Here is a 17,821-nt window from a genome sequence, read left to right on the forward strand (position 1 = left end):
GATCAAGTCCGGGGTGACGGTAACGAGGGAAGTATGTCTATCATATTCCCGTCGCCCCGGACTTGATCCGGGGCCCTTCACGACGCCTGCAGTCACGGCAGCGTCACGATGGCACTGGTGCCCTCGCCCGGTTCGGAAACCAGTTCAAAGCGGCCACCGTGGGCATCGATCAACTGGCGTACCAGCGGCAAGCCAAGGCCCTGGCGCCGCTCTGCCGTGCGGCCGTCGGCGGCGAGCTTCAAGCCCTCCATCGCGCGGGCCAGCGCCGCTGCATCCATGCCGCGGCCATTGTCGGAAATCACCACGCGGAGATCGCGCGCGCCGCGCGTGCATTCCACCAGGATACGCCCACCCGCCGGGGTTGCAGCAATGGCATTGTCGATCAACTGGCCAAACACACGGCGCAACCGGCGCGCGTCTCCGGTCACTTTGCCCACGGCCTGGCTGCCGCGCAGATCGAGCGCCAGTCCGGCCGCGTTGATCCGCTCGGCGCGCTCGCGCACCACGTCGGCCAGCAAGGGGAACACATCCACCGCATCGCGCGCCAAGGGCAGCATGCCCGCCTCGCTCTGCGACAGGTCGAGCACGTTCTCGATCTGCTCGCCCAGCCGCTCTACCGACGAGAGGATCGCCGCGACATAATCGCGCGCCTGCGGCGTCAATTCCCCGGCCAGCCCGCTTTGCAGCATTTCGGCAAAGCCGCCGATGGAGTTCAGGGGGTTGCGGAATTCATAGCTCATGTTGGCGATGAACCGCGTCTTCACCGCGTCCGCCTCGGTCAACGCGGCATTGCGTTCGCGCAGTGCGGCCTCGGCCTTTTGCGAATCCGTGATATCCAGCACGGTGAGCAGGCCATTGCCATCGGGCAGCGGCACCCCGGCAAATTCCAGATGGCGCCCATCGGCCAGTGACAGCCGGCCGCTGGTCTGCTTGCGTTCCAGCGTGGCGGCCTGGATCACCTGGCCGATCATCCCCACTTGCGCCGGGCGCTTGAGCAGGCCGGCCAACCGCGTGAGCAGCAGATCGGCGCGCGGATGGCTGCCGAGAAATTCCTCGTCCAGTCGCCAATCCTGGGTAAAGCGCCGGTTCCACAGCTGCAGGCGGCTGTCTGGCCCAAACACGGCGAGCGATTCAAACAGGTTGTCGAACGTGGCGGTGCGGGTGCGCAGCAATGTGTCGCGCGTGGCGGAAAGCTGCAGCTGCTCGGTCTGGTCTTCAAAGATCAGCAGCAGGCCGCCATCGGGCATCGGCTGGCCCACCACGCGCAGATGAGTGCCATCATGCAGGTGCCAGGGCTCCTCGCGCGGCTCGCGTGCCAGGAACCAGGCCTGCCGCTCGCGCCGCCATTGCGGAAAATCGCGCACTTCCGGCAGCTTGCCGCCATCGCGCAAGCGATCGAGCACGCGATCGAACGGCGGCGTATCGTTGACCCAACTCGGGCTGATGCCAAAGATGCGCAGGAACGGCTGGTTGGCAAAGACCAGGTTGCGGCCAGCGTCGAACTGCGCAATCGCGGCCGACAGCGTATCGAGCATCTGCCGCTGGGCATCGCGGAAGCGGCGAAACTGGCGGGTCAATTCCTCCATCTGCTCGATATCGACGGCATAGCCGGCCACGCCTTCGCCAGCGATCGGCAGGTCGCTGACGCGCATGGTGCGGCGCTGGCCGTTGATGGTTGCAGAAACCACCCGCTCGGCCGGGCGGCGCTGGGCAAAGACATCGGCAGCAATGTGCGCCGCGCTCAGGCCGTCGACCGGCTCGACCAGTTCGATGCCGTTCTCCACCACCGATGCCGCGCTCGCCGCGCCCACCGCGCGCACATAGGCGGTGTTGACCAGGCGCAGGCGCATTGCCGCATCGCGAAACCACATCGGCAGGGGCGCGGCTTCGATCAGGCCGGCCAGCCCGGAAAAGTCGGCATGGGCCTGCTCTGCCTCGGCACGCAGGGCCCGGATTTCTGCCACGCTGTCGGTCGCGTCGAAAAACCACAGCAAGGCCGCATCGCCCGGCGCGATCTGCGGATCGGCCAGGCTGCCGCGCACCGCCAGGGCAGTTACCCCGCCGCGCGGGACCAGCGACAGCGCAAGCGGCGCCCCGGTCTTTTGCGTGTGGCGCACCGCATCGGCCAGCGCCGCCAGGCTTTCGGCGTCGAGCCCGCGCCCTTCGCCACCGTCCAGTTCGGTCAGATAGCCCGGCATGGCATCCAGGCCCATCCACCCGGCCAGGCGCGAGGCGCCCTCGATCCGCCCGTCGGCGCGCACCAGCAGCGGCAGGGCCGGCGCTTCATCGACCATGCGGGTCAGCTTGCGGGCCAGCCGCTCGGCATGTTCGGCGCGGCGCATGCGCGCCCTTGCGGCCAGCACGGCCCATCCCGCCGCCAGCGTCCAGCCTGCCAGCAGCAGCGCCACGGCAACGGTCACGGCAACAGCGGCAGGCGAATGAGACAGCATCACCCCTTGGCTAGGCTGCACGCGGGCGAAATACAACCGCAACCGGCGCGAAATTCGCCCGATCCCGCGCAAGTATCCGCGCAGCAAAACGCCCCACATCCCAAGGGATGCAGGGCGCTTGCAGCCATGCCCGACACGCAGCCGGTCATGTATCCGGGATCAATAGCGATAGTGATCCGGCTTGAACGGCCCCTGCGGGGTCACGCCGATATAGCTAGCCTGCTTGTCGCTCAGCTTGGTCAGCTTCACGCCCAGCTTTTCGAGGTGCAGCGCGGCGACCTTTTCATCCAGGTGCTTGGGCAGCACATAGACGTCGTTCTTGTACTGATCGGCCTTGGTGAACAGTTCGATCTGGGCCAGCGTCTGGTTGGTGAAGCTGGCGCTCATCACGAAGCTGGGGTGGCCGGTGGCGCAGCCCAGGTTCACCAGGCGGCCCTTGGCGAGGATGATGATCTGCTTGCCGTCCGGGAATTCGACCAGGTCGGTGCCGGGCTTCACTTCGGTCCACTTGTAGTTCGACAGGGCCGAAATCTGGATTTCGCTGTCGAAGTGGCCGATGTTGCACACGATGCTCATCGGCTTCATCGCCTTCATGTGCTCGGCGGTGATCACGTCTTCGTTGCCGGTGGCGGTCACGAAGATGTCGGCGCGGGTGACGGCTTCTTCCATCGTCACCACTTCATAGCCTTCCATCGCCGCCTGCAGCGCGCAGATCGGATCGACTTCGGTGACCATAACGCGGGCGCCGCCATTGCGCAGCGATGCGGCCGAACCCTTGCCCACGTCGCCAAAGCCAGCCACGCACGCAACCTTGCCGGCCAGCATCACGTCGGTGGCGCGGCGGATCGCGTCGACCAGCGATTCCTTGCAGCCATAGAGGTTGTCGAACTTCGACTTGGTCACCGAATCGTTCACGTTGATCGCCGGGAACGGCAGCTTGCCGTCCTTGGCGATCTGGTAAAGGCGGTGCACGCCCGTGGTGGTTTCTTCCGAAACGCCCTTGATGGCCTTGACGCTCTCGGTCAGGTAGCCGGGCTTGGCCTTGAGGAACGCCTTGAGCGCGCGGCAGAATTCGATTTCTTCGGCGTTGCTGGGCTCGAACAGGGTTTCGCCCGCTTCCACGCGCGCGCCCCACAGCGCGAACATGGTGGCGTCGCCGCCATCGTCCAGGATCAGGTTGGCAGTGTCATCGCCCCAGTCGAAGATGCGGCCGACATAGTCCCAGTAATCCGCCAGGCTTTCGCCCTTCACGGCGAACACCGGAATGCCCGCTGCGGCGATCGCGGCGGCGGCATGGTCCTGCGTGGAATAGATGTTGCAGGTGGCCCAGCGCACATCGGCGCCCAAGGCAACCAGCGTTTCGATCAGCACGGCGGTCTGGATCGTCATGTGCAGCGAGCCGGTGATGCGCGCGCCCTTCAAGGGCTGCGAAGCGCCGAATTCCTGCCGCAGCGCCATGAGGCCGGGCATTTCGGTTTCGGCAATGGCGATTTCCGCGCGGCCGAAATCGGCCAGGCCGAGATCGGCGATGACATAGTCCTTGTTCGCTTCGAGCGCGCTGGCCACGAGGCATCTCCGTACAAAAGGGCGTCTGAACGCAAAAAAGACCCGCCAGGGGCAGGCCGCTGATGGGCCGCTCTTAGCCGCTCCGTCTGCACAGGGCAACGTTAATATAAAGAAGTCTTTATATCGGCATTCCTACCGATGCTGGCCAACCCGCAATCTTGGTGCCGCCACCTGCCGCCACGCGGCAACGCGAATTTCCCCACGCCCTGCCGCGCGCGGCGGTTGCACGCCCCTGCCCTGCGCCTATATCCCCAACCGGCCGCCACTCCCTCGTGGCGGATGACAATGAAAGGAATTTGGGGATGACGATCACCGTTGGCGAAACCCTGCCCGATGTGAAGCTGGTCAAGGCCACGAAGGACGGCCCCGAAGCCGTGCAGTCGGCTGAATACTTCAAGGGCAAGCGCGTCGCCCTGTTTTCGGTGCCGGGCGCTTTCACCCCCACCTGCTCGGCCCGCCACCTGCCGGGCTATGTTGACAAGGCCGCCGAACTCAAGGCCAAGGGCATCGATGAAATCGCCTGCACCGCGGTCAACGATCCGTTCGTGATGAAGGCCTGGGGCGAAGCCAGCGGCTCGCCCGAGGTGACGATGCTGGCCGATGGCAATGGCGATTTCGCCAAGGCGCTCGGCCTGACGATGGACGGCACCGGGTTTGGCCTGGGCCTGCGCGGCCAGCGCTTTGCCGCCGTGATCAACGATGGCGTGGTCGAACAGCTCCACGTCGAAGCGCCGGGCGACTTCAAGGTCAGCGCGGCGGAATACGTGCTCGAAAAGCTGTGAGCTGATACCGGCGCGCCGGCTGCCTCCGCGATGGGGCAGCCGGCGCGCCGGCGATCAATAGCCCATCAAGCTCATCACTTCCTTGCGGCTGCGCGAATCCGCCAGGAAGCAGCCCAGCAGCCGGCTCGTCACCATGCCCACGCCCGGCGTGCGCACGCCGCGCCCGGTCATGCAGCCATGCTGCGCCTCGATCACCACGGCCACGCCTTGCGGGTGGAGGTGATCCCAGATGCATTGCGCGACTTCGGCGGTCAGCCGTTCCTGGATCTGCAGCCGCTGGGCATAGCCGTGCAACACGCGCGCCAGCTTGGAAATTCCCACCACGCGGTTTTGCGGCAGATAGGCGATCGATGCCTTGCCGGTGATCGGCGCCATGTGGTGTTCGCAATGCGATTGGAACGGAATGTCCTTGAGCACGACGATCTCGTCATAGCCGCCCACCTCGGCAAAAGTGCGCGTGAGGTGCACTGCCGGATCTTCGGCATAGCCCTGACAATATTCCAGCCACGCCCGCGCCACGCGCTTGGGCGTATCGATCAGGCCTTCGCGCGCTGGATCGTCACCAGCCCATTCGATCAGGGTGCGGATCGCCTGCTGCACATGGGGCGGCACCGGCACCTTGCCGCGCGCGGTATCTTCGTCATCGCCATGATCATGGCCGCAGCCCGGCAAATTCGTCATACTGGTCCCGTCCTCAATGCCCGGACAACGCGGCCCGTGCGTCAATCCTGTGTCGCGTTGCCGCGCCGGCGCCGCAACTTTGCCAGCTTCCTGCCCAGCCCGCCACGCCACAGGCGCCCGCGTTGGTAGAAGGCCAGCATTTCCTCGGGGCGCTCGGGGTCGAGCGCTTCGGAATCGGCCAGGGCCTGTTCGGCCTCGGTCAGTGGCCGAGGCACGAACGGCCGCAGATGCCGCCCGCCCGCCTTGGCCGACTCAGCCGCCAGCGCAGCCATGCTGCCGCCATCGGCCAAGGCCGCCGCTACCTGCTCTTCGGCCAGTCCGCAATGCTCTGCCAACAGCGAATGGCGCAAGGCGCGGATTGCCGGCATGGCGTGGTCGTTACCCGGCCGCCCCGCATCGATGAACACGTCGCATTCGCTGTCCAGGCCCATCGAGCGGTTGTTCATGTTGGCAGAGCCGATGCGCAGCACCTGATCGTCCACGATCATCAGCTTGGCATGGACATAGATCGGCGTTCCCCCTTTGGTGAACGGATGCCAGATCGAAAAGCGCCCATGCGGATCGTGGCATTTCACCGCTTCGAACAACTGGATGCGGGCCAGGTCCATCGCCGCCTGCTCCAACCATCCGTCCGACTCTTGCGGCATCACCAGAACGACTTCGGGCGCATCTGGCGCGTCGAGCCGCGCGGCCAGCGCCTCGGCCACGCGGCGCGAGGCGAAATACTGGTTTTCGGCATAGATGAAGTGCTTTGCTGCGGCAATCTGGCGGCAGAACAGCGCCTCGATTTCGCGCACTTCGGCAATATTGGCATAGGGTGAGCGCGTGCGGGCAATGCCCACTTCCACATCGGTGAACTGCGCCACGATGCCATTGGGCCACGCGCTTTCCGTCTGGGGGCGGCAGGGCTCGAGATGGCGCCCACCGGCCTGGTGCCAGCGGGTGCGGCCAAATTCGCCCAGCGCCGCCGCCACCGGCCCTTCCAGCAGCATCGTGCAATCGTGCCATGGGCCATAGGGCTGGCCACCGGGCCGCCGCCGCCTGGGATCTTCATCGATATGGTCGCGCGTGTCCCAGCGGTCTCCCGCCATGTCGATCCCGCCACACACGGCAAAGCAATCGTCAATCACTGCGATCTTCTGGTGATGGCTGCAGCCGATCGGATGGGCCGCGTCCAGCTTGTAGCCGATGCGCGGATGGCGCCACCAGCGGAACAGGTCAACCACCATCGACCCGCGCATCAGTGCCTTGAGCGCGCCGAAATTCCATTTCAGCACCAGAACTTCCAGCCCGCGGCGGCGGTTGGCCAGCCACACCACGAAGGCGCCCAGCCGCGCCGGCGCCACGCGCTTGCGCGGCAGGTTCCACCAGCGCCGCCCGTCGCCGATCAGGATGCGCGTGTCGAAATCCCAACCGATCAAGTGGATGCGCTGGCGCGCCGCCAGCATCGCATCACGCATCAGGGCAAAGTAATCTGCCGCATCGACCACGGCATGGGCACGCGTTGCGCGGGCATAGCGCCACACGCCTTCTTCTATCCCTTCCTCGCTGCCGAGATGAACGGCTGAATCGGACGGCGCAACGCCGGACGCGGGATCGCGTGGCCCCTCTGGTGCATTCATACCCGCGCAACGCCGGGACGGCGCAGAGGTTCCACCCTATTCCAAACGATCGCACGTGCCTCGTTCGAGCGGCACGAAGTTATTGGTTCGTCACGGCTTCCTGCCGAGGGATAACCAGTTCATCGGGATGGGCCACATTGAGATCGGCGCGCAGCAGTTCGCCCACCAAATCGGGATCGGCATGCTTGGGATCGAGCAGATTGACCCGGTTTTGCAGGCGATCACGCTCTGCCGAAAGCTGCGCCACTTCCTTTTGCCGCTGCTCCAGCGTGTGGGCATTTTCGCTCCACGCCAAGAGCCCGCTCGGCCCCGCGACGGCCCAGGCGCCGATCAGCAGCAACGCGATCAGCGCCAGCGACTCGGTCACGCTGTTGCGAGGCAGTTTGAGGTTGGGGCGACGCCGCTTCATAGCGTCAAGAAGAATCACATTTGGCCAGTCAATGCAAGCGCATCGCGACGGAAAAACCGCAGAATTTCGCGGCGTCCGGCGATGGCCTTGCCGCCCTCACACCAACCGCTGCGCCTGCCCCCGTTAACCACGGCAGACCCTGCCCTTCCAGCACGATGCCTGCCGCTGCGTAGCAATGCGTTGGAAAATTTCGCGAGACATTAACCGGTCGGCAGCACTTGCCGATGCATGATCGCCGCCGGGGTGTGGTGCGTGACAGCGCCACGGCAACGGGAAGGTTCAGGTTTCGATCATGCTTTTGGGTTGGTTGCGTCAGCGCTTGAAGGCCTATCGCGGCAGCCGCGGCCAGCACCGCGCGCAGGGTCCTGCCCGCGGCTTCATGGGCCGCCTGGCCAAGGACCGGGCTGGCAATGCCCTGGCGATCATGACGCTGACGGCGTTCACGATGATCACGCTGGCAGGCCTGGGCATGGACATGTCGCGCGCGTATCTCACCAAGACCAGCCTTCAGGACGCCTGCGACGCAGGCGTGCTTGCCGGACGCAAGGCGATGGCGGCTTCGGGCGTCTATGGCGCTGCCGAACAGGCCAAGGCCAACAAGATGTTCAACTTCAACATCAACGAAAACCGCACTGAAAGCTCTGCCGCGGTTTTCACCACCAGCGCCGATACCACCGGCCACGTCAGCGGCACGGCCAGCACCACGATGCCGACCACGCTGATGAAGCTGTTCAACTATTCCAGCCTGCCGATGACCGTGGAGTGCAGCGCTGAATTGCAGATGGCCAATGCCGACGTCATGTTCGTGCTCGATACGACCGGGTCGATGGCCTGCAATGTGTCGGGCGGCAATTGCTATAGCGGTTCGGATTCCAAGATCGTCGGCCTGCAGAACGCGATCCGCTCGTTTTATACCACGGTGGCGGGTGCGGTGGTCGACAAGGTCAACACCCGCGTGCGCTTCGGCTTCGTACCCTATTCCATGACGGTCAACGCCAAAGGGCTGCTGACGTCGGGCGCGATGCCCAGCAACTATTTCGTCAACAGCTCGCCATACATTACCCAGTTGGTGCAGTTCAGCACCACCCCCATCACCGTGAACAAGCAGACGCGATATCCCGCGATCAGCTATCGCTATGCCCAGACGACCATGGACGTCACCGCGTTCAAGGGGTTTGGATCGGTGCCGCTGGCGACGGGCGTGACGTTGTATAATGGCAACAACGCATCAAGTGCGTCCTACGTCACGACCAAGCCATCCAGCACCAATCCCTATTACACCATCCGCGACCTCGCCACCGGCACCACTGCCACCGGCACGGTGGGCAATGTCACCACCACCAGCTATACCTGGAGTGGCTGCATCGAAGAGCGCAACACGGTGCCGCAGCTGTCGATGTCGCCCATTCCCAGCGGCGCCTACGACATGGACGTGACCAGCGCGCCAACCAACGACGCCACCAGCTGGAAGCCCTATCTGGAAAGCCTCGAGTTCTATCTCAACGGCTATTCCATGCCGCTCAACACGACCACCGACATGTCCAACCAGACAGGCTATTGCCCGCAGTCGATGCTGCCGTTCACCACGGTGGATACCACGGCGCCGCAAACTGTGCCGACTTGGCTGAACAATTACGTCAACAGCCTCTACGCCAACGGCGGTACCTATCACGACATCGGCATGCTTTGGGGCGCGCGCCTGGGCAATCCCAACGGGATCTTTGCCAGCAACGTCAATGCCGGCAATCTGCCCTCGGTGAGCCGCCACATCATCTTCATGACCGACGGCACCATGGAAAACTATCCCGCGAACTATACGGCGTGGGGCGTGACGCAATACGATGGCCGCGATGCGCCCACCTCCACCTCGGCCTCCAGCCTCGTCAACTATCACAACAACCGCTTCCTGGCGGCGTGCACGCTGGCCAAGAACATGGGCTATACCATCTGGGTCATCGGCTTTGGCCAGACCCTGACACCCCAGATGCAGGCCTGCGCCACGGCCAACCGCGCCTATTACGCATCCAACACCACGGCGCTGACCACGACGTTCCAGTATATCGCCGGCCAGGTGGCCAACCTGCGGCTCAACAAATGACCGGCCTCGCGCTTCGCCAGATGGTCCGCCGGCTGCGGCGCGATGCCCGGGGCGTGACCGCACTGGAATTTGCGCTGGCTGCGCCGGTCATGCTGCTGATCATGGCCGTGTTGCTGGAGTTGGGCCTGGCCTATTATGTGCAGGCCGTGTTGACCGGCACGATCAACGCCGCCGGGCGCGATTCCTCGCTGCAAAGCGCGCAAACCTCGACTACCACCATCGACAGCGAGGTCACCACGCGCATCCAGCATGTCGTGCCATGGGCCACGGTATCGTTCTCGCGCCGCAACTATACCGATTTCACCAACGTCGGTCAGCCCGAAGTCTTCACCGATTCCAACAAGAACGGGCAATACGATCAGGGCGAATGCTTCAACGACGCCAACGGCAACGGGGTCTGGGATGCGGATATGGGCAAGACCGGGCTGGGCGGCGCAAACGACGTCGTGCTCTATACCGTCACGGTGAACTATACCGCGCTGTTCGGCTTTTCCAGCATGCTTGGCCTGCCAACCAACATGACAGCGAGCGCCAGCACGATCTTGCGCAACCAGCCCTTTGCCACGCAGACCGTTCGCACGGTGACCCAGATATGCTGAAGCGTCGCTCTCTCATCCCGCTCCTGCGCCGTCTCGCGCGCAATACCAGCGCGGTTACCGTCGTCGAACTGGGCGTCAGCTTGCCGTTCGTCATGGTCATGGCCCTGGGCTCGATGGAAATGGTAAACCTGGGCATCCTGCATGTCCGGCTCAACCAGTTGGCCATCTCGGTGGCCGACAACGCTTCACGCGCCAAGCAATCAGTGGTGGGCGGCGCGCCGATGTTTCGCGAATTTGACGTGAACCAGGTATTCACCGGCGCCGCGCTTTCGGTGGAAGACCTCAATTTTCCCGTCAACGGCCGGGTGATCCTCTCCAGCCTGGAAACCAACAGCTCGGGCGGCCAATGGATTCACTGGCAGCGTTGCTGGGGCAGCAACAAGTACGTCTCGCGCTATGGCGTCCAGGGCACGGGCAGCACCGGCACCAGCTTTGCCGGCATGGGGCAGCCCACCCCCATCACGGTCGAAAGCCCTTATGCGATGATGTACGTCGAAGTGGCCTACAACTACCAACCCTTGTTTTTCGGCACGGTGTTCAAAACCACCGTCATCCGCAAGGACGCGGCGATGTATGTTCGTGACGATCGCGATCTGACGCAGATCTACAACCCGGCGCCTGCGGTCACACCAGCAACGTGCTGAGCGTTTCAACCGCTTTGTGATTGTCACCTTCGTGGTTAGACGCCAAGAGCCGCGGCCATGTCGCTGACGATTGTCCATGCCGCCGAACCGACCCCTGCCCAGCGCGAAGCGATCCTGGCGCCGCTGCGCGTGTACAACGTGCGCGAGGGGGGTGATCCGGGCCTTTCGTCCCTCGCCCTGATGCTGACCGATGCCGACGGCGTCGAAGTCGGCGGCCTGTGGGGCAAGATTTCCTACGACTGGCTGTTCATCGAGCTGCTCGCCGTGCCTGATGCGCACCGTGGCCAAGGCCATGGCGAAGCCTTGATGCACCAGGCCGAAGCGCATGCCCGGGCGCAGGGCTGCGTCGGCATCTGGCTCGATACTTATGCATTCCAGGCGCCGCGCTTCTATGAAAAGCTCGGCTATGCCGTGTTCGGCCAGCTTGATGACCATCCGCGCGGGCAAAGCCGGTTCTTTCTGCAAAAGCGGCTTTAGGCGGCGCACGGCAACCTTTCCTGCACGATTGCCGGCGTACACCACACACCGTGATCAGCCTGACGGCTGCGGGGGAAGTGCCGGTGCATGTTCAAGACACTCGTCAAAACCGGCCGCAACACCGGCCACGCCCTGCGCATGATCGGCGCGTTCGGCTCGGCCATCCTGTGGGGCGTCAGCGCCTGGCAATTGCAGGATGCCGGCCCGGATGCCGGGGCGTTTGGGGTGGGACAATCCGCGGTCATCGGCGTCTGGGCCCTTGCCGCCGCATCGGCGCTGGGCGGCCTGATTTCGCTGCGCCGCCTGATGCAACCGGCGCAAACGCGGCCGCGCGCCACCGCTGCGCCCGGCCTGGAAGACTTGCCAGCCAAATCCGATTTCGATCCCGACGCCATCATCGCGCGCCATCTGGCACAGCGCGCCAGCGCGCCGCCACCGCCGATCGAGGACAACGCCGCCCAACCGGCGCCGCCGCGCCCGGTATTCGGCCGCAAGGGCATCGGCAGCCCACGCTGATCGTGATCGCAAAAAAGCCGGCCCTTGGCAGGACCGGCCTGGTGTTGGTGCGCCCGACGGGATTCGAACCCATGGCCCCCAGATTAGGAATCTGGTGCTCTATCCTGCTGAGCTACGGGCGCCCGCGCCTCTCTTAGGAGCGTGTCTGCGGCAAGGCAATGTGCGTTTGCGCAGCCCTGCCCGCATGGGCCAGCGTGGATGTCAGTTCGCTTCGCCCGGCGGCACCACGGGGATCAGCAGCGGGGCAACGGCAATACCCTCGTCCAGCAATTCCCGCGCTTCTTGCGCGGTGGCCTGGCCGTGGATCGGCGCCGCGTCCTTGTCACCATAGTGCATGGCGCGCGCATCGTCGGCAAAGGAATCGCCAACCCAGGTCGATGACTTGATTGCCTCCGCCTGGGCCAGGGCCACGGCGCGCAGCATCGCCACGGCTTCTGGCGGCAGCTTTGCTGGCGGGGACGGCTTGGCCGGCGCCGCAGCGGCGGGCGCGGCGGGTGCAGCGTCCGCCGGGCTTGGCACGGGCAAGGCCGGCGCCTGGTTGCCCTTGCGCCCCACGGCCGGGGCCATCACAGCCTTGATCACCTCGCCGCTGCCGCACATCGGGCAGGTGACCAAGCCGCGCTCCTGCTGGCGCGCATAATCGGCCGACGAGGCGAACCACCCTTCGAAACGGTGCTGGCCGCCGGTGCATTGCAGATCGAAGACAATCATGGTGCGCGCGATATGGGCACGGGGCGCTTGTTGGCAAGACTGGGCAGTTGCTGGCGCACCGCAGCCAGGCGCCCCAGGTCGATTTCCGCAAGACCCAGGCCGGCATTGCCGCCCATGTCGAGCAGCACATCACCCCAGGGATCGACCACCAGGCTATGGCCATAGGTATCGCGCCCGTCTTCGTGCCGGCCGGTCTGCGCTGCGCTGATCACGAAGGCGCTGGCCTCCACCGCGCGCGCGCGCTGCATCAGGTGCCAGTGCGCGGCACCTGTGGGCACAGTGAAGGCGGCGGGGATGGCGATGCAATCGCAGCGGGCTTGGCCCAATGCCTCGAACAAGGCCGGAAAGCGGATGTCATAGCAGATCGCCAGACCCAGGCGGCCGACCGGTGTTTCCACCGTGACCACCGCCTCGCCAGGGCGATAGGCGGCCGATTCGCGCCAGGTTTCGCCCGTGGCCAGGTCCACGTCGAACATGTGCATCTTGTCATAGCGGGCCGCGATCTGGCCGGCGCCGTCGATCACGAAGGCGCGGTTGGCCCAGCGTGCGTCGCCGCGCTCTGCCGGCTGATCCGGCCGGATCGCGAGCGAGCCCAGATGCACCCAGATGCCGTGGCGTGCCGCCGCCTCTTGCGCGGCAGCCAGCACGGGATTGGCCGCTTCGGCCACGATATGCGGCGTTGCGCGGGCGCGGTCCCGATCGATCAGCCCGGCCATTTCCGGGGTGAACAGCATGGCTGCCCCTTCCCCGGCGGCGCGAGCGACCGCATCGGCAATCGTAGCGGCATTGACCAGCGGATCGATGCCGCTGGTCATCTGCAACAGCGCCACGCGCACGGGCGCGTTCATGCCCAAGTTCAGGCCAGGCCGAGCAGCGCGTCGAGCTTGCCGGCGCGGTCGAGCGCCTGGAGATCGTCGCTGCCACCCAGCGCCTGATCATTGACGAAGATCTGCGGCACGGTAGCGGCACCGGGCGCCCGCTCGACCATTTCGGCGCGCTTGGGACCACCCATGGTCACGTCATATTCTTCATAGGCCACGCCCTTTTCATCGAGCAGGGCCTTGGCGCGCACGCAATAGGGGCAACCCCACTTGGTATAGATTTCAACCTTGGGGCTTGGGGACTGGGTCATGTTCGCTCCGATGAAATTGGTGAAACCGGGGGCCTTGAAATGCGCAACGTAGCCCACACATGGTCGTTTGTGACGTGCGCCGCAAGACGGGCACGCCATGTTAAACCCGCCCCAGCGCCGGAGTTTCCCGGGCAGGGCATGTGCAGATTGCTCTGATTGAGGATATTGCCATGAACCGTTTCGATTTCACCCCCTATCGCCGCACCACCGTGGGTTTCGATCGCCTGTTCGACCTGCTCGAACGCCAGGCCCGCGCCAATGCTGGCGATAACTATCCGCCCTTCAACATCGAGCGCCAGGGTGAGGATGCCTATCGCATCACGCTGGCGGTTGCCGGTTTCAAGCCGGAAGACCTCGATATCACCGCGCAGCAGAACCTGCTGGTGGTCAAGGGCAGCAAGGCCGATCTGACCGACAAGCAGTACCTACACCTGGGCATTGCCAACCGCAGCTTCGAACGCCGCTTCGAACTCGCCGATTTCGTGCGGGTGAGCGCGGCCGACCTCGCCGATGGCCTGCTGACCATCGACCTGGTGCGCGAAGTGCCCGAGGCGATGAAGCCCAAGAAGGTGCTGATCGGCAACCAGAAGGCCCTGTCGGTGGTGGAAGGTGGCGACGCCAGCGCGGCCGCCTGATCCATTGACCTGAGGAAACGCGAAGGGGCGCTGGCCAATGCGGCCAGCGCCCCTTTTTGCGTGGGTTTGGGTTTGTGCAAGGCTTCGCCCCCCCAACCCCCTCCTCTAAAAAGGATGGGGCTTTTCCCGTTGTACTCACCCGCCTCTTCAGAGGAGGGGGTCGGGGGGTGGTGGAAACCTAAGACGAACCTCGTAAAATCAAACCAGCCGCGCCTGCTTCACTGCTGCGGCGATAAAGCTCTTGAACAGCGGGTGCGGATCGAACGGGCGGCTCTTCAGTTCGGGGTGGAACTGCACGCCGATGAAGAACGGATGATCGGGACGCTCGACGATTTCGGGCAGCAGGCCATCGGGCGACATGCCCGAAAAGCGCAGGCCGCCCTGCTCCAGCGCGTCGCGATAGGCGACGTTCACTTCATAGCGGTGGCGGTGCCGTTCGCTGATCGTGGTGGCGTCATAGATGCTCGACACATGGCTGTTGCCGGCCAAGTGCGCTTCATAGGCACCCAGGCGCATGGTGCCGCCCAGATCGCCACCGGCTTCGCGCTTTTCCAGGCCTTCGGCGGTCATCCATTCGGTGATGATGCCCACCACCGGCTCCTTGGTCGGGCCAAATTCGGTGGAAGACGCCTCGGCGATGCCGGCGGTGTTGCGCGCGCCCTCGATGCAGGCCATCTGCATGCCCAGGCAAATGCCGAAGAACGGCACGTCGCGCTCGCGGGCAAAGCGCACGCTGGCGATCTTGCCTTCCGAGCCGCGCTCGCCAAAGCCGCCGGGCACCAGGATGCCATGCATCGGTTCAAGGTGCGCGGCAATCTCGCTGTCTTCGCGCTCGAACAGTTCGGCGTCGATCCAGCGCACATTGACCTTGACGCGGTTGGCCATGCCGCCGTGGGCCAGCGCCTCGTTGAGCGACTTGTAGGCGTCCTGCAGGCCGACATATTTGCCGACCACGCCGATCGTCACTTCGCCTTCCGGGTTCTGATAGCGATCGACGATATCGTCCCACACCGCCAGGTCCGGCTGCGGTGCCGTCATGCCGAAATGGCGCAGCACTTCGGCGTCGAGGCCCTCGGCGTGATACTGCAACGGCACGGCATAGATGCTGCTGGCGTCAAGCGCCGGAATCACTGCCGATTTGCGCACGTTGCAGAACTGCGCGATCTTGGCGCGCTCGCCATCGGGCAGCGGCTTTTCACAGCGGCACAGCAGGATATCCGGCTGGATGCCAAGGCCGGTCAGTTCGCGCACGGAGTGCTGGGTCGGCTTGGTCTTCAACTCGCCAGCGGCCGCGATATAGGGCACCAGCGTCACGTGGACGAAGCAGGTCTGGTCGCGGTCCAGCTCGTTATGCAGCTGGCGCAGCGCCTCGATGAACGGCAGGCCTTCGATGTCGCCCACCGTGCCGCCGATTTCGCACAGCACGAAATCGAGGTCTTCGGTTTCGGCCTGGGCAAAGTCCTTGATCGCGTCGGTCACGTGCGGGATCACCTGCACGGTTGCGCCCAGGTAATCGCCGCGGCGTTCCTTGGCGATGATGTCGCGATAGATGCGGCCCGAGGTGATGTTGTCGGCCTGGCGGGCCGAAACCCCGGTGAAACGCTCGTAGTGGCCAAGGTCAAGGTCGGTCTCAGCGCCGTCGTCGGTGACGAAGACTTCGCCGTGCTGATACGGGCTCATCGTGCCCGGATCGACGTTGAGATAGGGATCGAACTTGCGGATCCGCACTCGATAGCCACGTGCCTGGAGCAGCGCCGCGAGGCTTGCCGCCATGAGACCTTTGCCGAGCGAGGAGACCACGCCGCCGGTGATAAAAATGTACCGCGCCATGGGAGTTGGGCCTTAGCGTCAGAAGGGAGGGGAGCGCAAGCAGAACCGACGCCGAACAGCGTGGCAATCCACAGGCGCAAGGGCGAACCGCAATACCACGCACGCCCGTTGCAGGCACGCGCAGGCATCACGAAAGGGACCGCAAAAACAAAACCGGCGCCCCCGCCTGCGGGGCGGGAACGCCTGGTTTCATGCTTGCATAGGGTTACTGCTTGGCGGCACCACCAAGCGGATCGGCCGGCGCAGCAGGGGCTGCCGCCGAAGGATCAGCCGCCGGGGCAGCGGGCGCAACCGGCTGCTGGGCCTGGCCGGCCAGCGGGTCGGCCGTGCGCTGGAGCGAAGTGTCGAGCGTGCGGCTGCCACCGGCGTTGACAGCCATGGCCGCCAGCACGATGCTCAGCCCGACGAACAGAACCGCCAGGATCGAGGTAACGCGCGTGAGGAAATCGGCCGCGCCGCGTGCCGACATGAAGCCGGCCGGGCTGCCGCCCACGCCCAGGCCGCCGCCTTCGGACTTCTGGATGAGAATCACGCCAACCAGGGCGGCAGCCACCAGCGCCTGGATAACGGTGAGGAAGATAAAGAGCGACATGAGGTTCCGCCTGAAACTGTTGCGGCGCACTTAGGGCGCCGGGCGCCCTTGCGCAAGGGGCCGAATTTTGCGCTCAGCCTTCGCCGGCGCCAGCGGCCGCCACGATCGGCAGGAAGGCATCGGCCGTCAGGCTTGCCCCGCCAACCAGAGCCCCGCCCACCTCGGGCGCAGCCAGCAACGCGGCGGCATTGCCGGCGTTGACCGACCCGCCATAAAGAATGCGCGGGCGCGCGCCGGCTTCGTCATAGGCGGCATGAAGCCGCGCCCGCACTGCGGCGTGCATGGCAATCACATCCTCGACATCGGCCACCCGGCCGGTGCCGATCGCCCATACCGGTTCATAGGCAACGGCCAGCTTGCCACCGGCGACGGCTTCTAGTGCCGCTTCGCCCTGTGGCAGGGAATGGTCGACCTGGCTGGCCACCACATCTTCGGCGTGGCCAGCGTCACGCTCTTCCAGCGTTTCGCCCACGCAGATGATCACGCCCAGCCCGGCCGCCAGCGCGGCATCGGCCTTGGCGCGCACCAGCGCATTGCTCTCGCCATGGTCGCGGCGACGCTCGCTGTGGCCCAGGATCACGAAATCGGCACCGATATCGGCCAGCATGGCGGCCGAAACATCACCGGTATGAGCGCCCTTGGCCTCGGTATGGCAATCCTGCCCGCCCACGCCGATGCCGGTCACGGCCTCGCGCAGCAGGCCGATCAGCGGGAACGGCGGCGCCAGGGCGATATCCACCTGCGGATGGCGGGCAGCAGCGCGGTCGATCGCGCGCGCCTCGGCCAGCATGGCCCGGCTGCCGTTCATCTTCCAGTTGCCGACGATATATGGTCGTTGCGCCATGGCTGGCTTTGATCCCTCGTTCTGTGTGCCCCGCCGAAAATCGGGATTGCCGCGCCGGTTGTTGTGCGGTGGCGCGTTGTCAGGCCCGATTCCGTGCCAACCCCCTTGCCTGCAATTGCCCCGCCAGCGCAAGGCCCCCGCGATGAAGTGCTTGGCCGGCCTGTGCCGTGCCAGAGGCATTGCGGGATCGGTCCAAGCCTCCTAAGGCAGGCCAATCCAAGTCATCAGGCGGA

The 17,821-nt window shown here is 65.1% G+C and carries 18 protein-coding genes and 1 tRNA gene; 7 read left to right on the forward strand and 12 right to left on the reverse strand.

The window, feature by feature from the left end:
• Positions 1-92: 92 nt before the first annotated feature.
• On the reverse strand, positions 93-2,450 hold the full coding sequence (locus FHW97_RS10730) for a PAS domain-containing sensor histidine kinase (RefSeq protein ID WP_171792422.1): 2,358 nt from the start codon (positions 2,448-2,450) through the stop codon (positions 93-95).
• Between the two features lie 159 nt (positions 2,451-2,609).
• Entirely contained in the window at positions 2,610-4,016 is a 1,407-nt protein-coding gene (gene ahcY, locus FHW97_RS10735) for an adenosylhomocysteinase (protein ID WP_022675552.1), read from the reverse strand.
• Between the two features lie 302 nt (positions 4,017-4,318).
• Between ahcY and FHW97_RS10740 the strand changes: the two genes are divergently transcribed.
• Complete coding sequence (locus tag FHW97_RS10740; RefSeq protein ID WP_054131002.1) at positions 4,319-4,798, forward strand: peroxiredoxin; 480 nt, start codon at positions 4,319-4,321, stop codon at positions 4,796-4,798.
• Positions 4,799-4,852: 54 nt separating this feature from the next.
• On the opposite strand, the gene folE is transcribed toward FHW97_RS10740, so the two are convergent.
• From folE to FHW97_RS10755, 3 genes are all read right to left on the reverse strand, one after another.
• A complete protein-coding gene (gene folE, locus FHW97_RS10745; protein ID WP_054131001.1) occupies positions 4,853-5,479 on the reverse strand; it encodes a GTP cyclohydrolase I FolE in 627 nt (208 codons plus the stop codon).
• 41 nt (positions 5,480-5,520) lie between these two features.
• Positions 5,521-7,101, reverse strand: a complete 1,581-nt coding sequence (locus FHW97_RS10750; RefSeq protein WP_171798978.1) for a phospholipase D-like domain-containing protein — start codon at positions 7,099-7,101, stop codon at positions 5,521-5,523.
• A 79-nt stretch (positions 7,102-7,180) separates the two neighbouring features.
• A complete protein-coding gene (locus FHW97_RS10755) occupies positions 7,181-7,510 on the reverse strand; it encodes a septum formation initiator family protein (protein WP_043608143.1) in 330 nt (109 codons plus the stop codon).
• A 292-nt stretch (positions 7,511-7,802) separates the two neighbouring features.
• Here FHW97_RS10755 and FHW97_RS10760 point away from each other — a divergent pair, with 292 nt between their 5' ends.
• The 5 genes from FHW97_RS10760 (at position 7,803) to FHW97_RS10780 (ending at position 11,844) form a co-directional block, all read left to right on the forward strand.
• A complete protein-coding gene (locus FHW97_RS10760; RefSeq protein ID WP_171798979.1) occupies positions 7,803-9,608 on the forward strand; it encodes a TadE/TadG family type IV pilus assembly protein in 1,806 nt (601 codons plus the stop codon).
• Positions 9,605-10,207 carry a TadE/TadG family type IV pilus assembly protein gene (locus FHW97_RS10765; protein ID WP_054131000.1) on the forward strand — a complete coding sequence of 201 codons (603 nt, stop codon included), beginning with the start codon at positions 9,605-9,607 and terminating at the stop codon, positions 10,205-10,207. The genes FHW97_RS10760 and FHW97_RS10765 overlap by 4 nt, the downstream gene beginning before the upstream one ends.
• Positions 10,201-10,851: a TadE/TadG family type IV pilus assembly protein gene (locus FHW97_RS10770; protein WP_171798980.1), complete on the forward strand. Its 651-nt coding sequence runs from the start codon at positions 10,201-10,203 to the stop codon at positions 10,849-10,851. The genes FHW97_RS10765 and FHW97_RS10770 overlap by 7 nt, the downstream gene beginning before the upstream one ends.
• Positions 10,852-10,908: 57 nt before the next feature.
• Entirely contained in the window at positions 10,909-11,328 is a 420-nt protein-coding gene (locus tag FHW97_RS10775; RefSeq protein WP_022675544.1) for a GNAT family N-acetyltransferase, read from the forward strand.
• Between the two features lie 87 nt (positions 11,329-11,415).
• A complete protein-coding gene (locus FHW97_RS10780; RefSeq protein ID WP_054130999.1) occupies positions 11,416-11,844 on the forward strand; it encodes a hypothetical protein in 429 nt (142 codons plus the stop codon).
• Positions 11,845-11,889: 45 nt separating this feature from the next.
• On the opposite strand, the gene FHW97_RS10785 is transcribed toward FHW97_RS10780, so the two are convergent.
• The 4 genes from FHW97_RS10785 to grxC form a co-directional block, all read right to left on the reverse strand.
• A tRNA-Arg gene (locus FHW97_RS10785) sits at positions 11,890-11,966 on the reverse strand.
• 79 nt (positions 11,967-12,045) lie between these two features.
• Positions 12,046-12,555: a DUF1178 family protein gene (locus FHW97_RS10790; protein WP_171798981.1), complete on the reverse strand. Its 510-nt coding sequence runs from the start codon at positions 12,553-12,555 to the stop codon at positions 12,046-12,048.
• Entirely contained in the window at positions 12,552-13,403 is an 852-nt protein-coding gene (locus tag FHW97_RS10795) for a carbon-nitrogen hydrolase family protein (RefSeq protein ID WP_171798982.1), read from the reverse strand. The genes FHW97_RS10790 and FHW97_RS10795 overlap by 4 nt, the downstream gene beginning before the upstream one ends.
• 8 nt (positions 13,404-13,411) lie before the next feature.
• Positions 13,412-13,687: a glutaredoxin 3 gene (grxC, locus tag FHW97_RS10800; protein WP_028657658.1), complete on the reverse strand. Its 276-nt coding sequence runs from the start codon at positions 13,685-13,687 to the stop codon at positions 13,412-13,414.
• Positions 13,688-13,857: 170 nt separating this feature from the next.
• Here grxC and FHW97_RS10805 point away from each other — a divergent pair, with 170 nt between their 5' ends.
• The gene (locus FHW97_RS10805; RefSeq protein ID WP_028657657.1) at positions 13,858-14,322 is read left to right on the forward strand and encodes an Hsp20 family protein; all 465 of its coding nucleotides are present in this window, start codon (positions 13,858-13,860) and stop codon (positions 14,320-14,322) included.
• Positions 14,323-14,520: 198 nt separating this feature from the next.
• Here FHW97_RS10805 and FHW97_RS10810 read toward each other — a convergent pair whose 3' ends face one another.
• The 3 genes from FHW97_RS10810 to tpiA all read right to left on the reverse strand — a co-directional run bounded on the left by FHW97_RS10810 (position 14,521) and on the right by tpiA (position 17,588).
• A complete protein-coding gene (locus FHW97_RS10810) occupies positions 14,521-16,152 on the reverse strand; it encodes a CTP synthase (protein WP_022675538.1) in 1,632 nt (543 codons plus the stop codon).
• Positions 16,153-16,357: 205 nt separating this feature from the next.
• Positions 16,358-16,744, reverse strand: coding sequence for a preprotein translocase subunit SecG (secG, locus tag FHW97_RS10815; RefSeq protein ID WP_022675537.1), 387 nt, complete (start codon positions 16,742-16,744; stop codon positions 16,358-16,360).
• A 73-nt stretch (positions 16,745-16,817) separates the two neighbouring features.
• Entirely contained in the window at positions 16,818-17,588 is a 771-nt protein-coding gene (gene tpiA / locus FHW97_RS10820) for a triose-phosphate isomerase (RefSeq protein WP_171798983.1), read from the reverse strand.
• Between the last annotated feature and the right edge of the window lie 233 nt (positions 17,589-17,821).

It is taken from the genome of Novosphingobium sp. SG754 (genome assembly GCF_013149315.1).
Classification (GTDB): domain Bacteria; phylum Pseudomonadota; class Alphaproteobacteria; order Sphingomonadales; family Sphingomonadaceae; genus Novosphingobium; species Novosphingobium capsulatum.

Bases quoted from the DNA above. Each gene is read 5' to 3' on its own strand.
- FHW97_RS10805 (WP_028657657.1), top strand. From the start codon at position 13,858: ATGAACCGTTTCGATTTCACCCCCTATCGCCGCACCACCGTGGGTTTC.
- FHW97_RS10775 (WP_022675544.1), top strand. From the start codon at position 10,909: ATGTCGCTGACGATTGTCCATGCCGCCGAACCGACCCCTGCCCAGCGC.
- FHW97_RS10765 (WP_054131000.1), top strand. From the start codon at position 9,605: ATGACCGGCCTCGCGCTTCGCCAGATGGTCCGCCGGCTGCGGCGCGAT.
- FHW97_RS10730 (WP_171792422.1), bottom strand. From the start codon at position 2,450: ATGCTGTCTCATTCGCCTGCCGCTGTTGCCGTGACCGTTGCCGTGGCG.
- grxC (WP_028657658.1), bottom strand. From the start codon at position 13,687: ATGACCCAGTCCCCAAGCCCCAAGGTTGAAATCTATACCAAGTGGGGT.
- FHW97_RS10740 (WP_054131002.1), top strand. From the start codon at position 4,319: ATGACGATCACCGTTGGCGAAACCCTGCCCGATGTGAAGCTGGTCAAG.
- FHW97_RS10795 (WP_171798982.1), bottom strand. From the start codon at position 13,403: ATGAACGCGCCCGTGCGCGTGGCGCTGTTGCAGATGACCAGCGGCATC.
- FHW97_RS10760 (WP_171798979.1), top strand. From the start codon at position 7,803: ATGCTTTTGGGTTGGTTGCGTCAGCGCTTGAAGGCCTATCGCGGCAGC.
- FHW97_RS10810 (WP_022675538.1), bottom strand. From the start codon at position 16,152: ATGGCGCGGTACATTTTTATCACCGGCGGCGTGGTCTCCTCGCTCGGC.
- FHW97_RS10750 (WP_171798978.1), bottom strand. From the start codon at position 7,101: ATGAATGCACCAGAGGGGCCACGCGATCCCGCGTCCGGCGTTGCGCCG.
- FHW97_RS10780 (WP_054130999.1), top strand. From the start codon at position 11,416: ATGTTCAAGACACTCGTCAAAACCGGCCGCAACACCGGCCACGCCCTG.
- tpiA (WP_171798983.1), bottom strand. From the start codon at position 17,588: ATGGCGCAACGACCATATATCGTCGGCAACTGGAAGATGAACGGCAGC.
- FHW97_RS10770 (WP_171798980.1), top strand. From the start codon at position 10,201: ATGCTGAAGCGTCGCTCTCTCATCCCGCTCCTGCGCCGTCTCGCGCGC.
- FHW97_RS10790 (WP_171798981.1), bottom strand. From the start codon at position 12,555: ATGATTGTCTTCGATCTGCAATGCACCGGCGGCCAGCACCGTTTCGAA.
- folE (WP_054131001.1), bottom strand. From the start codon at position 5,479: ATGACGAATTTGCCGGGCTGCGGCCATGATCATGGCGATGACGAAGAT.
- secG (WP_022675537.1), bottom strand. From the start codon at position 16,744: ATGTCGCTCTTTATCTTCCTCACCGTTATCCAGGCGCTGGTGGCTGCC.
- FHW97_RS10755 (WP_043608143.1), bottom strand. From the start codon at position 7,510: ATGAAGCGGCGTCGCCCCAACCTCAAACTGCCTCGCAACAGCGTGACC.